18 protein-coding genes are annotated in these 22,080 nt (G+C 64.2%); 3 read left to right on the forward strand and 15 right to left on the reverse strand.

The annotated features are described in order from the left end of the window. Positions 1-28: 28 nt before the first annotated feature. From ccmB to yajC, 6 genes are all read right to left on the reverse strand, one after another. Positions 29-685 carry a heme exporter protein CcmB gene (ccmB, locus tag AC4FS3_RS17550; RefSeq protein WP_491021610.1) on the reverse strand — a complete coding sequence of 219 codons (657 nt, stop codon included), beginning with the start codon at positions 683-685 and terminating at the stop codon, positions 29-31. Next, on the reverse strand, positions 682-1,332 hold the full coding sequence (gene ccmA, locus AC4FS3_RS17555) for a heme ABC exporter ATP-binding protein CcmA (protein ID WP_491021611.1): 651 nt from the start codon (positions 1,330-1,332) through the stop codon (positions 682-684). Before ccmA ends, ccmB begins: the two co-directional genes overlap by 4 nt. An 82-nt stretch (positions 1,333-1,414) precedes the next feature. Next, positions 1,415-1,771: an Mth938-like domain-containing protein gene (locus tag AC4FS3_RS17560; RefSeq protein WP_198836465.1), complete on the reverse strand. Its 357-nt coding sequence runs from the start codon at positions 1,769-1,771 to the stop codon at positions 1,415-1,417. 24 nt (positions 1,772-1,795) lie between these two features. Then, a complete protein-coding gene (secF, locus tag AC4FS3_RS17565) occupies positions 1,796-2,770 on the reverse strand; it encodes a protein translocase subunit SecF (RefSeq protein WP_491021612.1) in 975 nt (324 codons plus the stop codon). 15 nt (positions 2,771-2,785) lie between these two features. Then, complete coding sequence (secD, locus tag AC4FS3_RS17570; protein WP_283177535.1) at positions 2,786-4,453, reverse strand: protein translocase subunit SecD; 1,668 nt, start codon at positions 4,451-4,453, stop codon at positions 2,786-2,788. Positions 4,454-4,545: 92 nt separating this feature from the next. Further along, entirely contained in the window at positions 4,546-4,872 is a 327-nt protein-coding gene (gene yajC, locus AC4FS3_RS17575) for a preprotein translocase subunit YajC (protein WP_092896554.1), read from the reverse strand. 384 nt (positions 4,873-5,256) lie between these two features. Here yajC and serS point away from each other — a divergent pair, with 384 nt between their 5' ends. Further along, a complete protein-coding gene (serS, locus tag AC4FS3_RS17580; RefSeq protein WP_491021613.1) occupies positions 5,257-6,549 on the forward strand; it encodes a serine--tRNA ligase in 1,293 nt (430 codons plus the stop codon). Between the two features lie 717 nt (positions 6,550-7,266). On the opposite strand, the gene der is transcribed toward serS, so the two are convergent. The 5 genes from der to AC4FS3_RS17605 all read right to left on the reverse strand — a co-directional run bounded on the left by der (position 7,267) and on the right by AC4FS3_RS17605 (position 16,542). Then, complete coding sequence (gene der / locus AC4FS3_RS17585) at positions 7,267-8,745, reverse strand: ribosome biogenesis GTPase Der (protein WP_491021614.1); 1,479 nt, start codon at positions 8,743-8,745, stop codon at positions 7,267-7,269. A 43-nt stretch (positions 8,746-8,788) separates the two neighbouring features. Beyond that, positions 8,789-10,117 carry an outer membrane protein assembly factor BamB family protein gene (locus AC4FS3_RS17590; protein ID WP_491021641.1) on the reverse strand — a complete coding sequence of 443 codons (1,329 nt, stop codon included), beginning with the start codon at positions 10,115-10,117 and terminating at the stop codon, positions 8,789-8,791. 83 nt (positions 10,118-10,200) lie between these two features. After that, positions 10,201-10,911 (reverse strand): hypothetical protein, encoded by a 711-nt coding sequence (locus AC4FS3_RS17595; protein ID WP_491021615.1) that lies wholly within the window; start codon positions 10,909-10,911, stop codon positions 10,201-10,203. Between the two features lie 156 nt (positions 10,912-11,067). Then, on the reverse strand, positions 11,068-14,475 hold the full coding sequence (locus AC4FS3_RS17600; RefSeq protein WP_491021616.1) for a caspase family protein: 3,408 nt from the start codon (positions 14,473-14,475) through the stop codon (positions 11,068-11,070). Positions 14,476-14,709: 234 nt separating this feature from the next. Beyond that, the gene (locus AC4FS3_RS17605) at positions 14,710-16,542 is read right to left on the reverse strand and encodes an ABCB family ABC transporter ATP-binding protein/permease (protein ID WP_491021617.1); all 1,833 of its coding nucleotides are present in this window, start codon (positions 16,540-16,542) and stop codon (positions 14,710-14,712) included. A 114-nt stretch (positions 16,543-16,656) separates the two neighbouring features. Between AC4FS3_RS17605 and AC4FS3_RS17610 the strand changes: the two genes are divergently transcribed. Next, positions 16,657-17,250, forward strand: coding sequence for an ArsR/SmtB family transcription factor (locus AC4FS3_RS17610; protein WP_491021618.1), 594 nt, complete (start codon positions 16,657-16,659; stop codon positions 17,248-17,250). Here the strand turns inward: AC4FS3_RS17610 and AC4FS3_RS17615 are convergent. Continuing rightward, complete coding sequence (locus tag AC4FS3_RS17615; protein WP_491021619.1) at positions 17,231-18,718, reverse strand: LysM peptidoglycan-binding domain-containing protein; 1,488 nt, start codon at positions 18,716-18,718, stop codon at positions 17,231-17,233. The two genes, AC4FS3_RS17610 and AC4FS3_RS17615, sit on opposite strands and share 20 nt — an antisense overlap. 169 nt (positions 18,719-18,887) lie before the next feature. On the opposite strand from AC4FS3_RS17615, the gene AC4FS3_RS17620 reads away from it, so the two are divergent. Next, complete coding sequence (locus AC4FS3_RS17620) at positions 18,888-19,454, forward strand: LOG family protein (RefSeq protein WP_491021620.1); 567 nt, start codon at positions 18,888-18,890, stop codon at positions 19,452-19,454. A gap of 73 nt (positions 19,455-19,527) precedes the next feature. On the opposite strand, the gene AC4FS3_RS17625 is transcribed toward AC4FS3_RS17620, so the two are convergent. The 3 genes from AC4FS3_RS17625 to AC4FS3_RS17635 all read right to left on the reverse strand — a co-directional run bounded on the left by AC4FS3_RS17625 (position 19,528) and on the right by AC4FS3_RS17635 (position 21,984). Then, on the reverse strand, positions 19,528-20,592 hold the full coding sequence (locus tag AC4FS3_RS17625) for a TraB/GumN family protein (RefSeq protein WP_491021621.1): 1,065 nt from the start codon (positions 20,590-20,592) through the stop codon (positions 19,528-19,530). A 234-nt stretch (positions 20,593-20,826) separates the two neighbouring features. Beyond that, complete coding sequence (locus AC4FS3_RS17630; RefSeq protein ID WP_283177525.1) at positions 20,827-21,426, reverse strand: superoxide dismutase; 600 nt, start codon at positions 21,424-21,426, stop codon at positions 20,827-20,829. A 144-nt stretch (positions 21,427-21,570) separates the two neighbouring features. Beyond that, complete coding sequence (locus AC4FS3_RS17635) at positions 21,571-21,984, reverse strand: hypothetical protein (RefSeq protein WP_491021622.1); 414 nt, start codon at positions 21,982-21,984, stop codon at positions 21,571-21,573. Positions 21,985-22,080 lie beyond the last annotated feature (96 nt).

Raw genomic sequence — 22,080 nt, forward strand, 5'->3', positions numbered from 1 at the left:
AGCGCGCGAGACTCTGTTATAGACTGATTTAGCGCAAGTTAACCCGAATTGCGGCGGCTGCGGCGAAGGGCAGCAGCGCCAGCGAGCCGGCCGTGATTGCGGCAAGGAGCGCAAGCGGTGTCGCCAGCGCCAGACCGGTCGCGCCGCGCCGCACGACCTCGGCCCCGAAGACCAGCGTAGGGACGTAAAGCGGCAGCACGAGCAGAGAGAGCAAAAGCCCGCCGCGCCTGAGGCCGATGGTCAGACTGGCCCCAAAGGCCCCGATCACCGAAAGCGCCGGTGTGCCGACCGCCAGCGAGAGCAGCAGCCAGGGGTATCCTGCGGCAGGCAGGTTCAGCAAAACCGCGAGCAGCGGCGAGGCCAGCGTCAGCGCAAGCCCCGTGACCAGCCAATGCGCCAGCGCCTTGATCGCCACAACCCCTTCAAGCGGCAAGGGCGCCGTGGCCAGAAGGTCAAGGCTGCCATCCTCATGATCCAGCGCGAAAATACGGTCGAGGCTGAGGAGCGAGGCGAGAAGCGCCCCCACCCAAAGGACGCCGGGCGCGATCGTGGCAAGAATGGCGCTGTCCGGCCCGACACCCAAAGGCAGCAGCACCACAACAAGCAGGAAGAAGGCGAGACCAAGGCCAAAGCCCCCCCCGGCGCGGAAGGCAAGCGAGAGGTCGCGGGCCAGGAGCGCGATCATCCTGTTACTCCGATGGTCTCGCCGAACGCGTCGTCGAAGCCACCCGCGACGGCGCGCTGGTGCTTTGGCCGGAAGGGGGTGAGATCCAGCACCCCCGCCTCATCAAGTCCGAGATCGATATGAGTGGCGATCAGCGCCGCGCCGCCCTCTTTGAGATGGGCGCGCAGGACAGCTGCGAAAAGCAGAACGGCAGCCCGATCAAGCGAGACGGTCGGCTCATCCAGCAGCCAGACCGGCCGGCCGGTGACCAGAAGCCGCGCGAGGCCGAGGCGGCGTTTCTGCCCGGCGGACAGTTGCCCGGCGGCGCGGTGGCGCAAGGCGGTCAGCTGAAGCTGCTCCAGCGCGGCTCCTGCTGCCGGCTGACCCGTGCCAAAGACCGAAGCCCAGAAGGAGATATTCGCGTCCACCGTCAGCGCGGATTTCAGCCCGTCGGCATGGCTGGCATAGGCGAGGTCATCCGTGGCGGCACTGATCGCGCCGGAAACAGAGGGTTGCAGCCCGGCGATGGTACGCAGCAAAGTGGTCTTGCCGATGCCATTGGGGCCGCGCAGCGCAAGGGCATGGCCAGGGCGCAGGGTGAAACTGATCCCCTCCAGCACCACCAGACCGCCACGGGCGACCGCGAGATTTTCGACCCTGAGTTCCATCGCACTGCCCTAGCCCGTTTCGTGCGCCGCGCCAATTCCTGTGAAGGAATTGGGCCGGAATTTTCCAAAATTCCGGGCTGCCTCAGCCGAGGGGCAGAAGCGCTGCCGAAATTCTGCGGCCTTCGGAGAGCAGAAGGTTATAGGTGCGGCAGGCGGCAGGCGAAGACATCGGCTCGACGCCGATCCCGGCGGCTTCCAGCGTCTCGCGCAGGGCGCGCGGCGGCCAGGCGATCTCGGCGCCCATGCCCAGAAGCAGCACATCAATCCGCCCGGTCAGGTCCAGCAGGCTCGCCAGATCCTCAAGCCCGCCCCATGGGCCGGCATCCCAGGGCGTGATCAGCGACGGCCCGCGCAGCACATGATCATTCACCCGGAAAAAGCCGGGCCCATAGCCGTCAATCGGCCGGGCCTCGGCATAGCTGATTTCGGTCAGGCGCATGCCCGACCCATCCGCAATGCTGACTTACGCATCGACATCGGCGAATTCGCTCGATTTCTTCGGGGCTTTCGGTTTGTCACCACGATCAACACCCAGATAAAGCACGATATTCTTTGCCATATAGAGCGTCGACCAGGTTCCGAGAACCACACCCAGCGTCATCGCGAAGACAAAGCCCCGGATCACATCGCCGCCCCAGATCAGCAACACGATCAGCACCAGCAGCGTCGAGGTCGCCGTCATCACGGTCCGGGACAGCGTCTCATTGGTGGTGAGGTTCATCATCTCACGCAGCGGCATCGCCTTGTATTTCGCAAGATTCTCGCGCAGCCGGTCAAAGATCACCACGGTATCATTGACCGAATAGCCAAGGATCGTCAGCAACGCCGCCACGATGGAAAGGTCGAACCGGATCTGGAACAGCGAGAAGATCCCCACCGTCACGATCACGTCATGCAACAGCGCCGCCACCAGCCCGACCGCCATCTGCCATTCGAACCGCATCCAGATATAGACAAGGATCGCGGCCGAGCCCGCAAGGATCGCGGCAACCGCTTTCCAGATCAGCTCGCCCGAGACTTTCGGCCCGACCGATTCCACCGAAGGGAAAGTGATCGCCGGATCGACGGCCTTCAGGGCCTCTTCGATCTCCTGGATCACCTCGGGCGTCACCGCCTCTTCGCCTTCACGCGCGCCGATACGGATCTGCGCGACATGCTGATCATCGCGGAAGGACGGGTCCTTCACTTCCGATATCGAGACATCCCCCAGCTGAAGCGCGGCCAGCGCTTCGCGATATTCCGCCACTTCGACCGCTGCGGTCGATTCGGTGCGGATGGTGGTGCCCCCTTTGAAATCGACCCCGAAATTCAGCCCCATCACCGCCACACAGACAAGCGAGGCGACAATCATCCCGATCGAAAGCGAGAAGGTGAACCACTGATGTTTGAAGAAGTCGAAATTCGTCTTTGCGGGGACGAGTTTAAGACGCCATGCCATAACCGTATCCTCCCCTTAAACCACGAGCGTTTTCGGGCGTTTGTTGTTGATGTAAAGCTCGACCACCAGCCGCGTCACATAGACCGCGGTGAACATCGAAGTGATCACGCCCAGGGTGAAGGTCACCGCAAAGCCCCTGACCGGGCCCGAGCCGATCCAGAACATGATGAAACCGGTCATCAATGCGGTCACGTTTGCATCCATAATGGCCGAGAAGGCGCGTTCAAACCCGACCTGACAGGCGCGCTGCGGGTTGGCACCGTCGCGCAACTCGTCGCGGATCCTCTCGAAGATCAGCACGTTCTGGTCAATGGCCATGCCCATGGTCAACACGATGCCCGCGATCCCGGGCAATGTCAGTGTCGCCCCGATCGCCGACAAAAGCGCCACAAGAATGATCACGTTCAGCACCAGCGCCACATTGGCGAACCAGCCGAACAGCCCGTAAGAGGCAACCACATAGATCAGCACCGCCGCCAGGCCGATGATCGCGGCCGTCTTGCCGGCCTCGATGGAATCGGCGCCAAGCTCCGGCCCGATGGTGCGTTCTTCCAGAAAATCCATCTTGGCCGGCAGGGCACCGGCGCGCAGAAGAACCGCAAGTTCCGTGGTTTCCTCGACCGAGAAACGGCCGGTGATGATCCCTGCCCCACCCGAGATATGGGACTGGATCGTCGGCGCCGAAATCACCTGATTGTCGAGCACGATGGCAAAGGGTTTGCCGATATTATTGGCGGTGTAATCGCCAAAGCGGCGCCCGCCTGCCGTGTCAAAGCGAAAGCTCACCGCCGGGCGCTGCATCTCATCCTGGGCCGGGCGGCTGTCGACAAGGTTCTCGCCCGAGACGACCGGCGTTTCCTCGACGATATAGTAAAGGCCGGGCTGGTCTTTCGACGGCAAGAGCATATTGCGCGGCCCCGGATTGGCACCGGCATCCGAGGTGCTGCCAACCACGGCGTTGAAGGTCAGTTTCGCGGTGGTTCCGATCAGCGATTTCAGCTCGGCGGCCGAGCCGATGCCCGGCACCTGGATCAGGATCCGGTCAGAGCCCTGGCGCAGAATGGTCGGCTCGCGGGTCCCGGCCTGGTCGACGCGGTTGCGGATGATTTCGAGGCTTTGCTGCATCGTGCGGTCATCGGTCGCGGTCTTTTCGCTCGCGGTCAACTGGATCACGATATCCGCGCCCTGCGAGGTGATGGTGATATCCGAGGCCTGCGAGCCGGTCAGCGTCATCACCGGCGAGGCGAGCTTTTGCAGCGCGGCCATGGCTTTGGCCATGTTCTCGGGGCGCGAGATGGTAATGCGCAGCGTGTCTTCCGGCGAGGGCGCGCGGCGTACTGCCCCGACATCATCGCGCACATCGCGCAGCGCATCGCGCGCTTCGGGCCAGAGCCCGTCGATCCGCGCCTTGTAGACATCCTCGACCTGGACCTGCGCCAGAAGATGCGCGCCGCCCCTGAGATCAAGCCCCAGCGGCATCAGCGCCGAAGGGGCCCAGTTCGGCCAGAGCGCCAGATCCGCCGCCTCTTCCACTGTGGCCACACCATCGGCCTTCGCGATATCGGCAGCCGCATCATTATGCCGCTCCACACGGTCGTAAAACGCATTGGGCAGCGCAGCGATGATCCCCCAGGCACATACCAGCAGGATCAGAACTCTTTTCCAGGTCTCGGTCGGCGTCATGTCAGCCTCAGAAATCACATATCATATACCGGACCGGGAGGCGGACCGGCATCAGGTGCGGCCCCGGGGAAAGCCCGGGGTTACGCGGGGTCTCAGGACGCCGCGGCTTCGGTGCGGTTCAGCACCTGGGTGATGGTCTGACGGACCACTTTGACCTTGACGCCTTCAGCGATCTCGACCTCGACCATGCCGTCTTCCTGCACTTTGACCACCTTGCCAACGATCCCGCCCTGGGTGACCACCTGGTCGCCCCGGCGCAGCGCTTCGACCATGGCGCGATGCTCTTTCATCTTCTTTTGCTGCGGGCGGATCATCAGGAAATACATGATGCCGAAGATAAGGATCAGCGGAACAAAGGAAGCGAGGGCGGAACCTGCTCCGGGCGCGGCGGCCTGGGCGAAAGCGGGGGTCACGAACATTGTGGCTATGTCTCCGGCATCTGTCGGTTGGCAGTGAGAAGGCAGGTCGCACCATCCGGCGCGCGCCCCGCCTCCCCGATCACCGGCCCATGTAAGCGGTTTTTGCCGCTTGCGCCAGAGGAACCGCACCATGACAGGCACAGGCGTGATGGCAGCCCTGTCTGGCAGCAGAAGGGGGCTGCTCGCCCCCTCGCGGCAAAGCCGCTCACCCCCCGGGATATTTATGGACAGATGAATAACCAGCGCGGATTTCATCTGTCTCTAAATATCCCCGCCGGAGGCATCCGCCCGCAGCCAGGGGCGCGCTCGTCGCCCTCTTTCCCCGCCCGCAGGCATCTGCCATAAACAGCACCGCAATTCCTGCAAGCCAGCGAGGCCAGTTCCATGCATGATATCCGCATGATCCGCGAAAACCCTGCCGCTTTTGATGCGGCGCTCTCCCGTCGCGGGTTGGCCGCTCTTTCGCCTGCATTGCTGGCGCTGGATGAGGCCCGCCGCGCGAAGATCCTCGCGGCTGAGACCGCTCAGGCAGACCAGAACCGGGCCTCGAAAGAGGTAGGCGCGGCGAAAGCGCGTGGCGATGATGCCGAATTCGAACGGCTGCGCGCTTTGGTGGCCGAGAAAAAGGCCGAGATTGCCCTCCTGACCTCGGAAGCGGAGGCCGAAGACAAAGCGCTGCGCGACCGGTTGGCCACGATCCCGAACCTGCCGCTCGCCGAAGTGCCCGACGGCGCCGACGAGACTGACAATGTCGAGATCCGTCGCTGGGGCACGCCGAAAACCTTCGATTTCACTCCGGTCGAACATTTCGAGATCGCCGGCGTGAAACCGGGCATGGATTTCGCCACCGCCGCCAAGCTCTCCGGCGCGCGCTTTGTGGTGCTGAAAGGCGCAGTCATCCGCCTGCACCGGGCGCTGGCGCAGTTCATGATCGACACGCATGTTGACGACCATGGGCTGACTGAAATGTGGACCCCGGTTCTGGTGAAATCGGACGCGATGTTCGGCACCAACCAGCTGCCGAAATTCTCCGAAGACAGCTATGAGACCACCAATGGCTGGTGGCTGATTCCGACCTCGGAGGTCACGCTCACCAACTCGGCCGCCGGCGAGATTATCGACGAGGCCGCGTTGCCGAGCCGCATGACCGCCCATACACAATGCTTCCGTTCGGAAGCCGGCTCGGCCGGCAAGGACACCACTGGCATGTTGCGCCAGCACCAGTTCGAAAAGGTCGAGATGGTGACGCTTTGCACGCCGGAAACCGCGCTGGCGGAACATGAGCGTATGACGGCACAGGCTGAGGCGATTTTGCAAAAGCTGGGCCTGCCCTATCGCACCGTCGTGCTATGCACCGGGGATATGGGCTTTGGCGCGCAGAAAACCCATGATATCGAAGTCTGGCTGCCGGGGCAGAACCGCTATCGCGAGATCTCTTCGGTCTCCACCTGTGGTCAGTTCCAGGCGCGGCGCATGAATGCACGCTTCCGCCCTTCCGAAGGAGGCAAGCCCGATTTCATCGCGACGCTGAACGGATCCGGCCTTGCCGTTGGGCGCTGCCTGATCGCGGTTCTGGAAAATGGTCAGCAGGCAGATGGGTCTGTCGAACTGCCGCAGGTGCTGCACCGCTATCTCGGTGGCAAAACCCGCATCGGGGCGGATGGGGCGCTGGCCTGAGAAAGAACCGGGGGGCCGGCCGCCCCCCCCCTTGCCGGCGGCTTGATACTCTGAAGTGGCCAGCCTCCGTTTTTTTCTGAAATCAACCGGATGCGGCGATATACCTGTCAGGGGTGTCACAGAGATTTGTCACATAGTCTCCCGCCACCAATTTGCGTCCCATGCCTGCTGATACACGCACCGATACCGGGCGCCCTTTTCGCGGCCAGGAGGGCATTTCGGATCCGCAGGCGGGAGAGATATGTGAAGAAGGAGCAAACGCGTCCCGCGATCATCTCTCCGCTGACTGGCGCTTTCTCTTCCTGGCCCTGAACCTTGCCTCCAGCTCGCAGTGACTCAGCTTACCTCAAAAGCTGACAGATCAAGCCCCCGAGACTGCCTTCTGCATATCCCGGGCTCCGTGCACCACAATCTCCAGAGGGCTCTCACCGGGACCGCGACAGGAACGCCATCGGGTCACGAGACATTTGCGAGGCGCATCTGGAGTACAAAGCTGCCAGGGTCAATTTCAGCAAATGTCTGCACCTGCCGCATTAACTGCCTGTCACGACAATCTGGGCATCAGCTGGCGCAGAAAGCTGCAACAAGGCAAGCTGCGATCGCAGATCCCGTTTCAGAGATTTCCAGGGCTTATCGCCCGCCGGCTGCCCCCACCATCGGGCAAATATCAGAACCGGAGCTGAGCGGCGTTGCCGCGAGGGGGCTGTCCCCCCTCTTTTACTTCTTCACCTGTTTGCCCTGGTGTTTCCGCAGCCGCGACGGCGTGTGGAATTTCTTCTCCCGGAACGGGTTCTGATCACCCTGGCCGCGCAGGAAGAGGCGGATTGGCGTGCCGGGCATCTCAAAGTGATCCCGCAACCCGTTGATCAGATAGCGTTTGTAGCTTTCCGGCACCTCATCCTGCCGCGAGCATTTGATCACGAAGCCCGGCGGCCGTGTCTTGGCCTGGGTGATATAGCGCATCTTGATCCGATGCCCGCCCGGCGCGGGCGGCGGATGCGCTTCGGTCATGGCCGAGAGCCAGGAGTTCAGCCGCGCCGTCGCCACCCTGCGGTTCCAGACCGCATGGGCGCGCAGGATCGCGTCATGAAGACGGTCCATGCCGCGCCCGGTCTTGCCGGAAATCGTCACCAAAGGCGCGCCGCGCAGCTGCGGCAGCAGCCGCTCGAACATCTCTTTCAGCTCGGCCAGCTTGTCCTGGCGCTCCGTCTCCAGATCCCATTTATTGATCGCCACCACGACCGCCCTGCCCTCAGTCTCGGCAAAGTCGGCAATCCGCAGGTCCTGGGTTTCAAACGGGATCTCATTGTCGAGGAGCACCACCACGACCTCGGCGAACCGCACCGCGCGCAATCCGTCCGAGACGGAGAGCTTTTCAAGCTTTTCGACCACCCGCGCCTTTTTGCGCATGCCGGCCGTGTCCCAGATCCGGATCGGCGTGCCCAGCCAGTCGGTCTTGATCGAGATCGCATCGCGGGTGATCCCGGCCTCGGGGCCGGTCAGCATCCGGTCCTCGCCAAGGATCTTGTTCACCAGCGTCGACTTGCCCGCATTCGGGCGCCCGATCACCGCGATCTGCAGCGGTTTCGCCGCCGAGGGGCGCCAGCTCTCATCGGCGCCCTCATCATCGCTGTCGAACTCGCTGTCTTCGGGCAGGTCGAGATCGGTCTGCGGCGTGATCTCGGCCTCGCGTTCCGCGAATTCGGCCTCAAAGGGGCGCAGGATGTGATAGAGATCATCCATGCCCTCGCCATGTTCGGCGGACATGCGGACCGGCTCGCCAAGGCCCAGCGAATAGGCCTCCAGCGCGCCGGAATCGCCGGCCTTGCCCTCGGCCTTGTTGACGCCAAGGATCACGCGGGCATTTTTCTTCCGGAGAATCTCGGCAAAGGTTTCATCGGTCGCCGTGACCCCTGCCCGTCCGTCAATCACGAAAAGGCAGACATCGGCCATCTCGACCGCGCGTTCGGTCAGGCGGCGCATCCGGCCCTGAAGGCTGTCATCGGTGACCTCCTCAAGCCCCGCCGTATCGATCACGGTAAAGCGCAGATCAAACAGCTTTGCATCGCCCTCGCGCAGATCGCGCGTGACGCCCGGCTGGTCGTCGACCAGCGCAAGCTTGCGGCCCACCAGCCGGTTGAACAGCGTGGATTTGCCCACATTCGGGCGGCCAACAATGGCGAGGGTGAAGCTCATGACACGGTTCTCCTGAAGCTCGCCCTGTTACACGGCAATCGCCTCAGCGGAAAGCCAGAAGTTGACCGCTGTTCGAGACCACGTACAGCGTGCCGCCCGCGACCGCCGGCTGTGTGGCCGCACCGCCGGGGATCTCGACAGTCGCGACAAGCGCGCCATCGACCGGCGAGAAGCCGCGCAACACGCCATCCGACGAGGCCACCCAGATCCGGCCACCGGCCAGAACCGGACCGTAATGGGCGGTGATCGCCTTGTGCTTTTTCACTTTCTCGGCGGTGAAATAGGGCAATGCCACCGCCCAGATCACGTCCCCGGTCGCGGCGTCAAGCCGCGCCAGCCGCGCCTCGTCTGAGACGATAAAGACCGAACCGCCGCCCATCGCCAGGGGCCCGAGCGCGCCTTCTTCGGCCTCCCAGATCCGCTCGCCCGAGCTGACATCCATCGCAACCGTGCGACCGGCTGCGGTGCCGGTGTAAAGCGTGCCGCCCACAAGTGCCGCGTCACCGGTCACGTCCTGAGCCTCGCCATAGGCGATGCCAGGGCGGCGCCCCGCAATGGACTTCTGCCAGATTTTCGAGCCGCCGCCGATCTTCATCACCGCCAGCAGGTCACCCGCGCCCGACGGGAAGATCACCGCGCGATCCGCAACCGTTGGCGCGGCCGAGCCCATATAGCCCGCAGCGCCCGGCGTGCCGATCACCTGCCATTGCACCTTGCCGTCAGCGGCATTGATCGCCCAGGCCGAACCGTCACGCCCTGCAACATAGACCACGCCATCCGCCACCGCAGGTGCGCCCTGGATCGGGCTGTCCACCCGCTGCCGCCAGAGCATCTGGCCCGTGGCCGCATCCATGGCGATCACCTCGCCATAAGCGGTCGAGGCATAAAGCCGTCCGCCATCTGCCGCGAGACCGCCGCCAGACACACGGCCACCGCGGTCGGTTGCGGGCGTCAGATCGGCCTGCCACAACAGCGCGCCACTGGTGGAAACTGCCGAGGCGACCATGGCCGCGTCGATGGTGAACACCCGCCCCCCCGCGACAACCGGCGCGGCTGCAATGCGGTGACGGCGCGAAGAGCCCTCACCGATCGAGGTCGCGAATGCCAGTTGCGGCGTGGCCCGCAGCGCCGCATGCGGGGCGTCATGGCGGACATTGCCGCCGCGCTGCGCCCAGTCGGCATTGTTTTGCTGTGCGGGCAGGCTGATCGGGGCGGAACGCGCCACGGGGCCCGCATCGCGCGACGAAGAGCCGGCCAGCACATCGCGCACATCGACCCGCTCACCGGAGAGGATCAGTTCACGTTCTCCGCAGGCACCAAGGAGTGCCAGCCCCGCCACCGCGCCCATCAGCCAGCCGATCCGCCGTTTCATGCTCACGCCCTGCCTCATCATTCCAGTTTCTCTGTTCTGCAGGCGGCGCTCTGGCCTCTCCCGCAGCACGTGGTCTGTGCCGTTTAATCGTTGCCCGATGGCGCTGCGCCGGACGCTGCCGCAGCGTCAGACGGTACTACATCGCTCACCACTTCGGCCGGCTTGCCACCCAGCACGGTGACGATCTGCTCTGCCCTGCCGCGCAAGGCCGCGCTGGCCTCCTGATCGGTCGAGAGGCTGTTCAGCGCCGCAATCGCCGCCGTGGCATTGCCCTCTTCGATCAGCAGCCAGGCCAGCTGTTCGGACGCCAGCAACCGGTAGGGCCGGCCAGGCACCGCAATGGCCTCAAGCGCCGCACGACGCTCGGCTGCGGGCTGATCCGCGCCTGCGACAATCACCCGCCGCAGAATCGCAAGATCACGCCAGGCCGGGTCAAGGGTCTGATCGGCGATCACCTTGTCGAGCGCCGCCAGCGTGGCCAGCCTGTCTTCCTGCGGATCTGAGGCTTCGATCATATCGCGGATCACCGCCTGGGAGCCGGTCGCGGGAATCGCCGCCAGCGCCTCGCGCCGCGCTTCGGGCGAGCCGGTATCCAGTGCCTCGAGAAGCGCATCACCAAAAAGCTCGGCCCGCGCCGCATCCCGGGCCTGTGACCATTGCTGCCAGCCCGAACCGGCCACGATCACCAGGATCAGGACGCCGCCGACCCAGCCCCAGCGGCGGAAAGCCCGTGTCAGCTTTTCGCGGCGAAGTTCATCGGTGACTTCGTCAATGAAACTGTTGGTGTCGCTCACTTGCCCCAGGCCTTCCTGCCATCAGTCCTTGTTCCGCCACGTCTTACAGGGATTCCGGCAATCTTGCCAAGTCCCGCGCGCCCCTTTAGGCCCCTATCCGCCCCCATGACCTGTGCCAGGGGCCGGCCTCTGCCGCCCGCGCCTTCCCCTCCCGGGTCAGGGCACCGGCGCGGCATCCGCCCCCGACCCTGCCCGCAAGGCCGCAAGCCTCTCGCCATAGATCTTGATCCAGTCGCGGAACGGCCCCTCCGGCAGCCGCCCCGCGGTTTCGAGCCCGTTCAAAAGCGCCACCGACTCGGTGAGATAGACCGACCCATCGCGGTAGTAGAAACTCGCGCGATACAGGCTCTGCGCCAGATCGGTCACATTATAAGGGTTTTCCGGTTCGACCCCGGCAAGCCAGCGCAGGATCGCCAGCGCCTCTTCCTCATTGCCGCGCCCGGCTTCGAGCTCCGCGAGGAAGTAGTTCGCGTCTGACAAAAAGCGCAGCGCATAGGCCAGCGCACGCTGATCGACAAGAGAGGCCGGCTTTTGCCCCGCGATCCATTTCCGCAGCGCCACCGCCGCCTCGTAATCCTGTTTTGCGGCGGTGAAATTCTCCTGCGCCATCAGCACCCGGCCCGCATTTTCCAGCGCCGTGGCGTAATCCTGGGCGGCCATCACATTCCAGGGATCTGCCGAGGACGCCGCGAAAGCAAAGCCCGCAGCCTCGCGATACGCCGCAAGCGCCGCCGTGAGATCCCCCGAGGCTTCCAGCGCGCCTGCCAGCCGGTTGGCGGCGAACATCCGGTCCAGAAGCAAACTGGGATCATTCGGGCGCAGCACCGCCACCCGGTCCATCCGCTCAACCGACTGGCGGGCAAGACCGATTGCGCGGGGAATGTCCTGCAAAGCCAGCAGAACCTGGACCTGGATGTTCAGGCCAATGCTCAGATCGCGCAAAAGCGCGACATCCTCGGGCCGGTCTGCGGGCGCCGCCGCCCGCACCGCCTCGCGGATCTCGCGGCTTTCATCCAGCAGCGGCAGCGCCGCCGCCGGCTCATTACTGCGCCAGAGCGCCTCGCCCATCGAGACGAGGGTAAAGGCGACATCCAGCTGGTAAAGCTGCACCGTGGGTGCGGTCGCGGCCAGCCAGCGACGGATCTCGAGCGAGCGGGTGTAAAACTCGCGCGCGGTGGTCGTATCGCCCAGCTCGCCATAAATCCGTGCCAGCCGCTCCAGCGAGATCGTCAGATCGCGTTGCGGCGGCAGGTTTTGCGGGTCGATATCCACCACCGCCTGCCGCAGGATCAGCGCCTCATTCGCCGCCTCGAGCGCCTCGTCAAGCGCGCCCTCGCCGAGATAGAGGCCGCCGATCCGCTCATAGGAAATCGACAGATCGCGCAGCCAGATCGCGTTTTGCGGGTCAAGATCGACCAGCTCACGCCGGAGCCCGAGCGCATGCTGCCAGTTCATCAGCGCAGAGCCGGTATCGCCCATCGCCAGCAGCACATCACCGATCCGCGACAGGGTGACGGCGCTGTCGCGCTTATGCACGACATTGCCCGGATCCTTCGCCTGCTGTTCGTCGCGGATCTTTTGCGCCTCCATCAGCACGGCCAGAGCCGAATCATATTGCTGCTCGCCCATCAGCATCTCGCCCAGCCGCTCATAACCAACCGCCAGATCAAGCTGGTAGCCCGCGATGCCGGGATGTTTGTTGACGAGGTCCTGGCTGATCCCGAGCGCGATGTCATAGGCCGCGCGGGCGCGTTCATAATCGCCAAGCGCCGACCAGACATCGCCGAGCTTTTCCTGCGTGAACGAGACATCGCGCGCATGGGTCACGCTGTCCGGCGACAGGTCATAAAGCGCCAGCGCAATCTCCAGCGCCGCCTGATGCGCGGCAAGCGCGCCCTGGAAATCCGACAATGTCAGCCGGATCGAGCCACGGCTGTTCAGGATCACCTCGCGCTCGCGACGCAGATCCTGGTCCTCGGGCCAGGCGGCTATCAGCGCGGCGGTCAGGTCATCGGCACGGGCATAGTCGGCATCGGCCTCGGCAAGGAAGCCCTGCTGCGCCTTGATCTCGCCCGATCCTTTCAGCGCCCACATCAGCTGGCGGCGCCAGCCGATATCATCCGGCTCGGCGCGGGTCAGGCTGTCGAGATAGTCCACCTGGCTGAGCGTGATGCTCAGCGCGGACGAGCTGTTGCCCGCAACCAGATAGAGCCAGGCCAGATCGCTGAGGGCCAGCGCATAGGCCTCTTTCGCATCACGGTCGGGCAGATCGGCGCGGACCCGGTTGTAAAGCTCGGTCGCATGGGTGAGATCGCCGATCGCCAGATCATAGCGCAGGCTGGCCCGCGCCGCATTGGCATTCAGCACATGGGTCGCCGCCTGCGACAGGGTGCGTGCCACGAGATTGTCGCGGATCGAGCTTTCCGATTTCGCATCAATCGCCGCCGCTTCGGCCATCAGCACACGGCCAGCCTCCGAGGCCCCAAGCGCGAATTGCTCCTCGGCCTTTGCCCTGAGCTCCGAGACCCGCGGATCATCCGAGGCCAGCCGGAGCAAATCGGATTCAAAGGCGGTATAAGACCGGGCGGCCTCTTCCAGCTTGATCCGCCGCTCCCCGGCTGAAAGCTTTTCCAGATCCCCCGTCACCACCGCACGGTAAAGCGGCGCCAGCGGCATGTCATTTTGCGCCGCCACCGCCTCGACCTCGCCGCGCAGGTCGGGGGTGTATTTCTCCATCGCGACCAGAAGAAGCTCGCGTTCCGGAAGGTCTCCCTCGCCCGAGAGATAGACAAGGCGCGGCAGGCCGCTTTCGATATAGGGCATCTGGCGCCCGCGCGAGCGGTCATAGACATCTTGCTGCACGAGGGTCAGAGAAAGCCGCAGCTCGGTGCCTTCGCGGCCGAAATGACGCAAAAGCGCCTCGGTGAAAGGCGAATTCTTGCCATTGCCATCAGCGGCGGTCTCGCCCGGTGCGGCCGCGAAAGCGATCAGCGCCCCATCGGCCCGCCCGATGCGACCAAGTCCCGGCACGGTCTTTGGCGCGTTACCGCTGTCATCCGCCAGAGCCACCGCGCCGCGCCCGTCCGGATCCGAGGCGCCATTGCCGGCAAAAGGATCGTCGCGACAGGCATCGAGCAGAAAGACTGCATTGGGCGAGATCGCCGCGAGCGTCTCCTGCACCTCGGACAATGGCAGGGATGTGGCCGCGAGCCCGGCCGCGCTTTTCGCCTCGGCATCGACCGGCAGCAGGTAATTCACCCCGTCTATCGCCACGCCATGCCCGGCATAAAAGACCAGCGCAAGATCGGCGCCCGCACCATCCGCGCGAAAATCCTCCAGCGCCCGGCGCATCCGCCTCAGATCGCGGTCCGTCTCGGTCCAGACCTCAAACCCGAGCCCCTTGAGCATATCCTCAATCGCACGGGCATCATTCACCGGGTTCGAGAGCGGGCGCAGATGGCGATAATCCTGCGCGGCCAGCACCAGCGCCACACGCCGTTCGGCCAGAGCCGGCGCGGCGAGGCCGAATATCAGAAGGAGAACAAAGAGAAAGCGGCGCAGCATCTGGGTGATCCGGAACTCCCGCCAGTCTCACCCCGCCACGCGCCGGGGTCAAAGGGAAAATCCCCTCATCCGGATGCGGTAATCCTGACCGGGCAGGAAAGGGGGCCCTGCCCCCTCGCGGCTTCGCCGCTCACCCCCGGGATATTTAGAGACAGATGAAAAGGGGCAGTATTATTCATCTGTCTCTTAAATATCCCCGCCGGAGGCATCCGGGCTGCAAAGCCCGGAGAAAGGTCACGCCGCCGCGTCCTCTTCTTCGGCGCGCTGCTGCGCCCACATCGCGGCATAGCGGCCACCTTTGGCCAGAAGCGCCTCATGGCGGCCCTGTTCGATCACACGGCCCGCCTCCATCACCAGGATGCAATCCGCATCCGCAATGGTCGAGAGCCGGTGTGCGATGGTGATCACCGAACGGCCCTCGCCCATCTCATGCAGGCTCTCCTGGATCGAGCGTTCGGTCTGGGTGTCAAGCGCCGAAGTGGCCTCGTCCAGGATCAGGATCGGCGGGTTCTTCAGGATGGTACGCGCAATGCCTACCCTTTGCTTTTCACCGCCCGAGAGCTTCAGCCCGCGCTCGCCGACGGTGGTGTCATAGCCGTCGGGCAGGCTTTCGATGAAGTCATGGATCTTTGCCGCCCGCGCCGCTGCGATGATATCAGCCTCGCTCGCATTGGCACGCCCATAGCCGATATTGTAGCGGATCGTGTCATTGAAGAGCACCGTATCCTGCGGCACGACGCCAATCACCTCATGGAGCGAGCTCTGCGTCACATCGCGGATATCCTGGCCGTCGATCCGGATCGCCCCTCCGGTCACGTCATAAAACCGGAACAGGAGCCGCGCTATCGTCGACTTGCCCGAGCCAGAATGCCCGACCAGCGCGAGGGTCTCACCCGGGGCCACCCGCAGGCTCACGCCTTTCAGGATCTCGCGCGAGGGATCGTAGGAAAAGAACACATTGTCGAAGGTGATCTCGCAGCCGTTAACCGCGATCGGCTTTGCATCGGGGGCGTCCACCACTTCAGCTGGCTGCGACAGAAGGCCAAACATCGCCCCCATATCGACCAGCGCCTGGCGGATCTCGCGGTAAACCGTGCCCAGAAAGCCGAGCGGCAGGGTGATCTGGATCATATAGGCATTGACCATGACGAAATCGCCAACCGTCAGCTGCCCCTGCTGCACGCCCAAAGCCGCCATCACCATCACCGCGATCAGCCCTGCGGTGATCAGGAGCGTCTGGCCGACATTGAGGATCGAGAGCGAGAGCCCGGTCTTCACCGCCGCCGATTCGTACAGCTTCATCGCGCCATCATAGCGCTCGGCTTCGCGAGCTTCCGCGTTGAAATATTTGACGGTTTCATAGTTCAGCAGGCTGTCCACCGCCTTTTGATTGGCATCGGTATCCTGATCATTCATCTCCTGACGGATCTTCACCCGCCATTCGGTCACCGCGAAGGTGAACCAGACATAAAGTGCAATCGTCACCGCGACGACGACCGCATAGCTCACCCCGAAGGCAAAAGCGAAGATCAGCGTCACCAGCACCAGTTCAAGGATCAGCGGCCCGATCGAGAACAAGAGGAACCGCAACAGGAACTCGACGCCTTTCACACCGCGTTCGATGATCCGCGACAGGCCGCCGGTGCGGCGCGAGATATGGTAGCGCATCGACAGCCGGTGAATATGGCTGAAGGTGTCAAGCGCCAGCCGCCTCAGCGCCCCCTGCGCCACCCGCACGAAGACCGCGTCGCGCAATTCCTGGAACAACACCGCGCCAAGCCGCGCCAGCCCGTAAGCCACCACCAGCCCCACCGCGCCAAGCGCCATGATCCGCGCCGGATCCGCTGCGCCCTCTCCGGCAAGACCATCCACCGCCAGTTTGTAAAACCAGGGTGTGATCACCGAAATCACTTTGGACACCAGCAGGAAGGCCAGCGCGATCATCACCCGGCGACGGACCCAGAGCTGGTCTTTCGGCCACAGATGCGGCGCAACCCGCAGGATGGTCTGCCAGCCAGAGGCCGGCGCATCGGGCGATGCGGAGGGAATTGGGTCGGGAGCGGACATGGATTGCCTTCGCGAAGAGCTGCCATTGCGGGCTTTATGTGCTGCGGCCGCAAATTCTGCGGCCCGGCGCAATGGTGGCTTGAGTTATTTCAAGGATTCATGAATAGTTGAAACATGGATCAGAGTAAAGACCCCGATCACCCAGGCACCACGGATCTGCCGGACCTGGCACGCCCCGCAGATCTCACCGCGGTGCCTGGACCTGCGGCTTTGCGTGCGGCACCCTCCGGCGAAGCCGGTATGGCCGCTCCCGGGATGGCCGCTCCCTTTGATCCGCTTCAGCGCGGGCAGGCCCTGCGCGCCTTCTCGGCCCTGTCGCATGGCGACCGGCTTGACCTGATCCGCCTGCTGGTTCCCGCCGGACCGGACGGGCTGGCTGCGGGCGAGATCGCGCGCCTGCTTGGGCTTTCGGCCTCGCGGCTGTCGTTTCACCTGTCGCAACTGGAACAGGCCGGGTTGCTGACCGCCCGCAAAGTGGCGCGGAATGTGTTCTACGCAGTTGATCCCGCCGGTGTCGGCGCCGCGATTTCGCATTTGCTGAATGATTGCTGTGCCGAGCATCCCGAAGTGATTGCCTGCTGCCAGAGCAATATGACCAGGGCCGGGCCGCCGCAAAGCGGCAGGCCCGCTGCGAACCGGCTCGTTGCGGATCAGACTGCCGCCAACCAGTCTGGCGCAAACCAGCCGGTCAACGCCCCGGAATCGTAAAGACCTGGCCGGGATAGATCAGATCCGGATCGATGATACGGTCGCGGTTCGCCTCGAAAAGCTGGACATACAAGACCCCCTCGCCGAATTCTTCGCGCGCGATGGCCCAGAGCGTATGGCCAGGCTGCACTGTAACCGAAATGGCGGGCGACGCCGGCAAGGCGGTCTGTACCGGGATCCCCGGCACGGCCGGAGCGGGCGCTTCAGCACCGGCGGGCGCCGCTGTCGCGAGCGGCTGCTCCGATGTTTCCGGCAAGGCGGCTTCTGCCATGGCCAGCGCGGCAAGCTCTGCGGGTACTGCTTCGCTTGCGGCCTGAGCCCCGGGCTCCGGCTCTGGCGCCGCCGCCACAACAGCAAGGGCCTCTGCCGGCTGCGGCGCAATTTCAGACGAAAGCCCCTCGGGCCGCGTATTTTCGGGCGGCGGCGTCCCGGTGCCAGCCGCATCCACACCGCCCCCCGCCAGCGTCGCAAGCGCCTCGGGTGTCTCACGGCGGAACGGGATCTCAACCCGCGAGGTCACCTTGCCCTCACCATCCAGCTGATCAACCCGCAACGTGTAGAGCCCCGGCGCAATGCCCGGGATCTCTGCCTGCCAGCCGCCCGCCCCTTCGACCCCGACCTCTGCCGGCCCCACCGGCTGGTCATCGAGATAGAGACGGATATAGGCCCCGGGCGCGCCACTGCCGCCGATCTGCACGATGCCGGGCGACAGATAAGAGATGGTCTGGACAAGCACCGGGGGCACCAGATGTGTGTTCGCCGGGTTTGCGGGCTGGAGGAGCACGACCCCTTCCTCGCTGATCTTCAGCGCCACGGGAGCAGCCTCTGCGCCTGTTTCCGCAATCGCAACCGGTGCGAAATCGGGAGCCTGCTCCCCCGTGGCTGCGGCGCCCGTTGCGGTCTCCGCCGCAGCAGTCTCCGCAGGCGGCACAACCGAACCGGTCACCGGCCCCATCGCGATCACCTCGGCCGACGGGATCCGCCTTCCATCCTCCAGCACCATCACCAGGCTGAGGATCGCGGGCGACGGATTGGGCGCGAGCGTGGTCACCAGCGCAAATTCGCCGCCACGGGTCACCCGCGTCATGCCGATCTCGGCCCCGTCGATAAGAACCAGCACCTGCGCATCCGGCTCGCCGAGCCCGCCGATGGTCGCATGACCGCCCGGAGCCACCGCCCAGGTGGTGATGACCGGCGCCGCAATATCTGCGGCCCCGGAAGGCGCATCGGCGGCAGCAACAGCCCCGCCCTGCCCTGCCTGTGCGGCGCTGTCCTCAGTCTGTCCTTCCTGCGGAAGCTGTGCGACCTGCCCGGCAGGCTCTGTCCCCCCGCCCCCGCCCGTGCCACCACCGGCCTCTGGTCGCCAGCCCGATATCACCACCCCCAGAGCAAGAGCCGCACCCGCACCCGCACCCGCAACCGATACCACCGTACGCGCGCCCGCGCCCAAGTCACTCCAGGCCTTCATCCGTTCCCCTCTCCGTCACCGTCGCGCGATCCGCGCGGCCTCAGCCCCCTTCCGGCCGGACAGGTTTCCCCGACGCCCCTTCGTCAGGTTTCCCATCGCATCCCGGCAGGTTTTCCCCTAAAGGAAACCCCGATATCGCCCCCGCTGGCAATCGAATTCAGGAGTCCCAATGCAGCTTCCCTCAATCTGCGTCTTCTGCGGCTCGCGCCCCGGATCCAATCCCGCCCATGTCGCCACCGCCCAGAGCTTCGGGCGCGAAATCGCGGCGCAAAAATGGCGCCTCGTCTATGGCGCCGGTGACGTCGGCCTGATGGGCGAGGTCGCCCGCGCCGCCCAGGGCGCCGGTGCCACCACGCTTGGCGTGATTCCGGTGCATCTGCTGGGGCTTGAAAAAGGCAAACGCGATCTGACCACTTTTGTGATCACCGAAGACATGCATGAGCGCAAAAAGGTCATGTTCATGAATTCGGATGCGATTGTGGTGCTGCCGGGCGGCGCCGGCAGCCTCGACGAATTTTTCGAAGTGCTGACCTGGGCGCAGATCGGGCTGCATAAGAAACCGATCTTCCTGCTCGATACCGATGGCTACTGGCAGCCGCTGCTCGCGCTGATCGACCATATCATCCGCGAGGGCTTCGCCGATGCCTCGCTGAAAACCCAGTTCAGCGCCGTCCCCGATGTCCCGGCGCTGACAGAGGCGCTCACTGCCGCGCTCGAGGCCCGCCTTACCGCCTGAGCCATTCCTCCTGATCCAAATACCCCCGCCGGAGGCATCCCCGGCGGGCCACAGTGGCCAGGAGTGACCAGGCTCAGGGCAGCTCGCCCGGCAAAACCACCCGCTCCACCTGGTAGCCTGCATCGCGGATCATGCTTACCAGCCCCAGATCCCCCGGCAGATGCGAGGCCCCGACCGCAATCACCGCATTGCCCTGATCTGCCAGGCTCCGGATCTTTTCCATCCAGATCGCATTGCGCTCGACCAGCAGATAGCTCTCGGCAAGATCCACCACCTCACGCCCGCGCGCAGCCCCCAGCACCTGTTCCGCCCAGCCATCCGACCAGGCATCCATCACCCCGATACGCCCCTCGAGATAAAGCGCGAAGCCGGTCTCCCGCAGCCCGGCAAGCGCGGAATCCGGCCCGAGATAAAGCCCGTAAAGCAGCAGCGCCGCCCGCGCCGCCGCCGCGCGCTCTGGCGTCGTCAGCTCTGCGCCGAGTTCCCATGGCTCTTGCAGCCCTGCAATCCGTGCGCCCGCAAGCCAGCCGGTCTGGGCAATGAAATAGTCCTGGGCCGGCATGAACGGGGTGAAATCCGAACAGGGGTCTGACAGCAACAGGCTGAACAGACCGGCATCGGTCATCATCGACATATAGCCCGGATCCCAGCCAAAGGTCTCAAGCCGCAGCGCGATATGGTCGAGGATCTGTGGCGGGAAATCCGCGCGGTCATCCGGCGCTGCCCCCGGGCTAATGAACATCCAGGCCTGGTCATTGGCGCGGCGGATATCGGCGCGGGTCCCGGGCTGCGGATTGAACTCCAGCGCCACAACATCAGCAGCTTCAAGCACCTCGCGCAGCTCTTGTGGCAAAGCAAGCAGGCGGCGCTCAGAGACATGATAGGTGCCCCAGAGCCAGGAGATCTGGCCGCCCGGCGCGGTGATCTTCCAGAACCGGCCAAGGCTGTTCGGCACCTCCCCGGCGATGGCAGAATAGCGCGCCTCATCCGCGACGGACAGAACCTCGGGCCAGACCCGGATCTCGCCCGTGCTACAGGCCTCACGCGTGAACCAGTCCTGAGCCGCTGCCGGTTTTGACAGCCCGGGCATTGCGCTGAGCGCCAGGCAAAGCGCTGGCACCGTCTTTCTCCACCCCATGCCGCTGCTCCTGCGCTTAGCCATTCTCCGGCGACGACTTTCGCCCCGGGCCGGCGGAAAGGGAAGACGCGTTCCGTACAGGTCCGGAACATCCGCGACACGCCGGGCTGTCCCGGGTCAGGCGGCGCAAAGCCAGGATCTGGTGCACAGGATCACATGGCAAAGCCGCGCCAAAAAAAGAAGCCCCGCCAGCGCAATGCGGCGGGGCCCCTTTTGTCATCCGTCAGGGACGGATCAGAGTTTCGCGGCGACGGCTTCCCAGTTCACCAGCTTTTCGAGGAAGTTCGACAGGTAAGCCGGGCGCTTATTGCGGAAGTCGATATAGTAGGAATGCTCCCACACGTCGCAGCCCAGAAGCGCGGTCTGACCAAAGACCAGCGGGTTCACGCCATTCTCGGTCTTGGTGACCTTGAGCGACCCGTCCTTGTCTTTCACCAGCCAGGCCCAGCCCGAACCGAACTGGCCAGCACCGGCCGCGGCGAAATCTTCCTTGAATTTCGCAACCGAGCCAAAGCTTTCGGTCAGCGCTTTTTCCAGCGCGCCGGGGATCCCGACCTGGTCCGGCCCCATGATTTCCCAGAACAGATTGTGGTTCCAGTGCTGCGAGGCATTGTTGAAAATGCCATTCTGCGCCACAGCGCCAGCCTGGTAAGTGCCGACGACGATCTCGTCGAGCGACTTCTTCTCCCATTCGGTGCCGGCAATCAGCTTGTTGCCATTGTCGACATAGGCCTTGTGATGCAGGTCATGGTGGAATTCCAGCGTTTCCATCGACATGCCAAGCGGCTCAAGGGCGTTGTATTTATAGGGCAGATCGGGAAGATGAAACGTCATCGGACTCACTCCTGTTCGGATGGGGCGTTACGTCTGGAATAAGGGCGCATCCGCCCCGAAGGTCAAGCCCTGCGGGCAAGACAAAGCGAAACAACGCCTTACAAGGGCGCCTGATCGCGCGCCGCAAAACGCGCCGGTTTTGCCCTATGCCCTGACGCAGGGGCCGGAAACTGTGGCAGCGGGCGGGTTGCGATAGCCGTCAGCCCAGCCGGTTGCGGTCAGCTGGCGCCCGCTCGCATCAAATTGCGCCTTATAGGCAAAGCGTGCGATTCTTTCGCCCAGATGCTCTGCCAGTCTGAGCTTCCAGCGCAGATCGACCTGGCCTGCGTCAATTGAAACCTTTGCCGGGATAAAGCCCTTATCTATCCCCGCAATCCCGACATCATTGACCCAAAGCTGTGTCGTTTCGGGGTCATAGGCGATCAGCAGATCCCCCGAGAAAAAGGGCGTCCGGTCGCTGATCGGTCCAAGCGTGCAACGCCAGACACCAATCTCAGCCCTGGCAAGAGAAGATGTTAAAATGAAGAGGAAAAAAGCGAGAAAGCCTAATCTCGGCATATGCGAAAGCTCCAGATCAGAAAGCAATTTGCCGCGAGACTAACCGACCCTTCGCTATATGCAACTGCGGTTCCGGAAGGCAGAGACCGGGCCTCT

The organism is Pseudogemmobacter sp. TB195 (assembly GCF_058313095.1).

What these genes read in the sequence shown, in the direction of transcription:
- AC4FS3_RS17590 (WP_491021641.1), bottom strand. Translation starts at nt 10,117, where the DNA reads ATGAAACGGCGGATCGGCTGGCTGATGGGCGCGGTGGCGGGGCTGGCA.
- AC4FS3_RS17560 (WP_198836465.1), bottom strand. Translation starts at nt 1,771, where the DNA reads ATGCGCCTGACCGAAATCAGCTATGCCGAGGCCCGGCCGATTGACGGC.
- AC4FS3_RS17625 (WP_491021621.1), bottom strand. Translation starts at nt 20,592, where the DNA reads ATGGGGTGGAGAAAGACGGTGCCAGCGCTTTGCCTGGCGCTCAGCGCA.
- ccmB (WP_491021610.1), bottom strand. Translation starts at nt 685, where the DNA reads ATGATCGCGCTCCTGGCCCGCGACCTCTCGCTTGCCTTCCGCGCCGGG.
- AC4FS3_RS17600 (WP_491021616.1), bottom strand. Translation starts at nt 14,475, where the DNA reads ATGCTGCGCCGCTTTCTCTTTGTTCTCCTTCTGATATTCGGCCTCGCC.
- secD (WP_283177535.1), bottom strand. Translation starts at nt 4,453, where the DNA reads ATGACGCCGACCGAGACCTGGAAAAGAGTTCTGATCCTGCTGGTATGT.
- secF (WP_491021612.1), bottom strand. Translation starts at nt 2,770, where the DNA reads ATGGCATGGCGTCTTAAACTCGTCCCCGCAAAGACGAATTTCGACTTC.
- ccmA (WP_491021611.1), bottom strand. Translation starts at nt 1,332, where the DNA reads ATGGAACTCAGGGTCGAAAATCTCGCGGTCGCCCGTGGCGGTCTGGTG.
- der (WP_491021614.1), bottom strand. Translation starts at nt 8,745, where the DNA reads ATGAGCTTCACCCTCGCCATTGTTGGCCGCCCGAATGTGGGCAAATCC.
- yajC (WP_092896554.1), bottom strand. Translation starts at nt 4,872, where the DNA reads ATGTTCGTGACCCCCGCTTTCGCCCAGGCCGCCGCGCCCGGAGCAGGT.
- AC4FS3_RS17630 (WP_283177525.1), bottom strand. Translation starts at nt 21,426, where the DNA reads ATGACGTTTCATCTTCCCGATCTGCCCTATAAATACAACGCCCTTGAG.
- AC4FS3_RS17615 (WP_491021619.1), bottom strand. Translation starts at nt 18,718, where the DNA reads ATGAAGGCCTGGAGTGACTTGGGCGCGGGCGCGCGTACGGTGGTATCG.
- AC4FS3_RS17605 (WP_491021617.1), bottom strand. Translation starts at nt 16,542, where the DNA reads ATGTCCGCTCCCGACCCAATTCCCTCCGCATCGCCCGATGCGCCGGCC.
- AC4FS3_RS17610 (WP_491021618.1), top strand. Translation starts at nt 16,657, where the DNA reads ATGGATCAGAGTAAAGACCCCGATCACCCAGGCACCACGGATCTGCCG.
- AC4FS3_RS17620 (WP_491021620.1), top strand. Translation starts at nt 18,888, where the DNA reads ATGCAGCTTCCCTCAATCTGCGTCTTCTGCGGCTCGCGCCCCGGATCC.
- serS (WP_491021613.1), top strand. Translation starts at nt 5,257, where the DNA reads ATGCATGATATCCGCATGATCCGCGAAAACCCTGCCGCTTTTGATGCG.
- AC4FS3_RS17635 (WP_491021622.1), bottom strand. Translation starts at nt 21,984, where the DNA reads ATGCCGAGATTAGGCTTTCTCGCTTTTTTCCTCTTCATTTTAACATCT.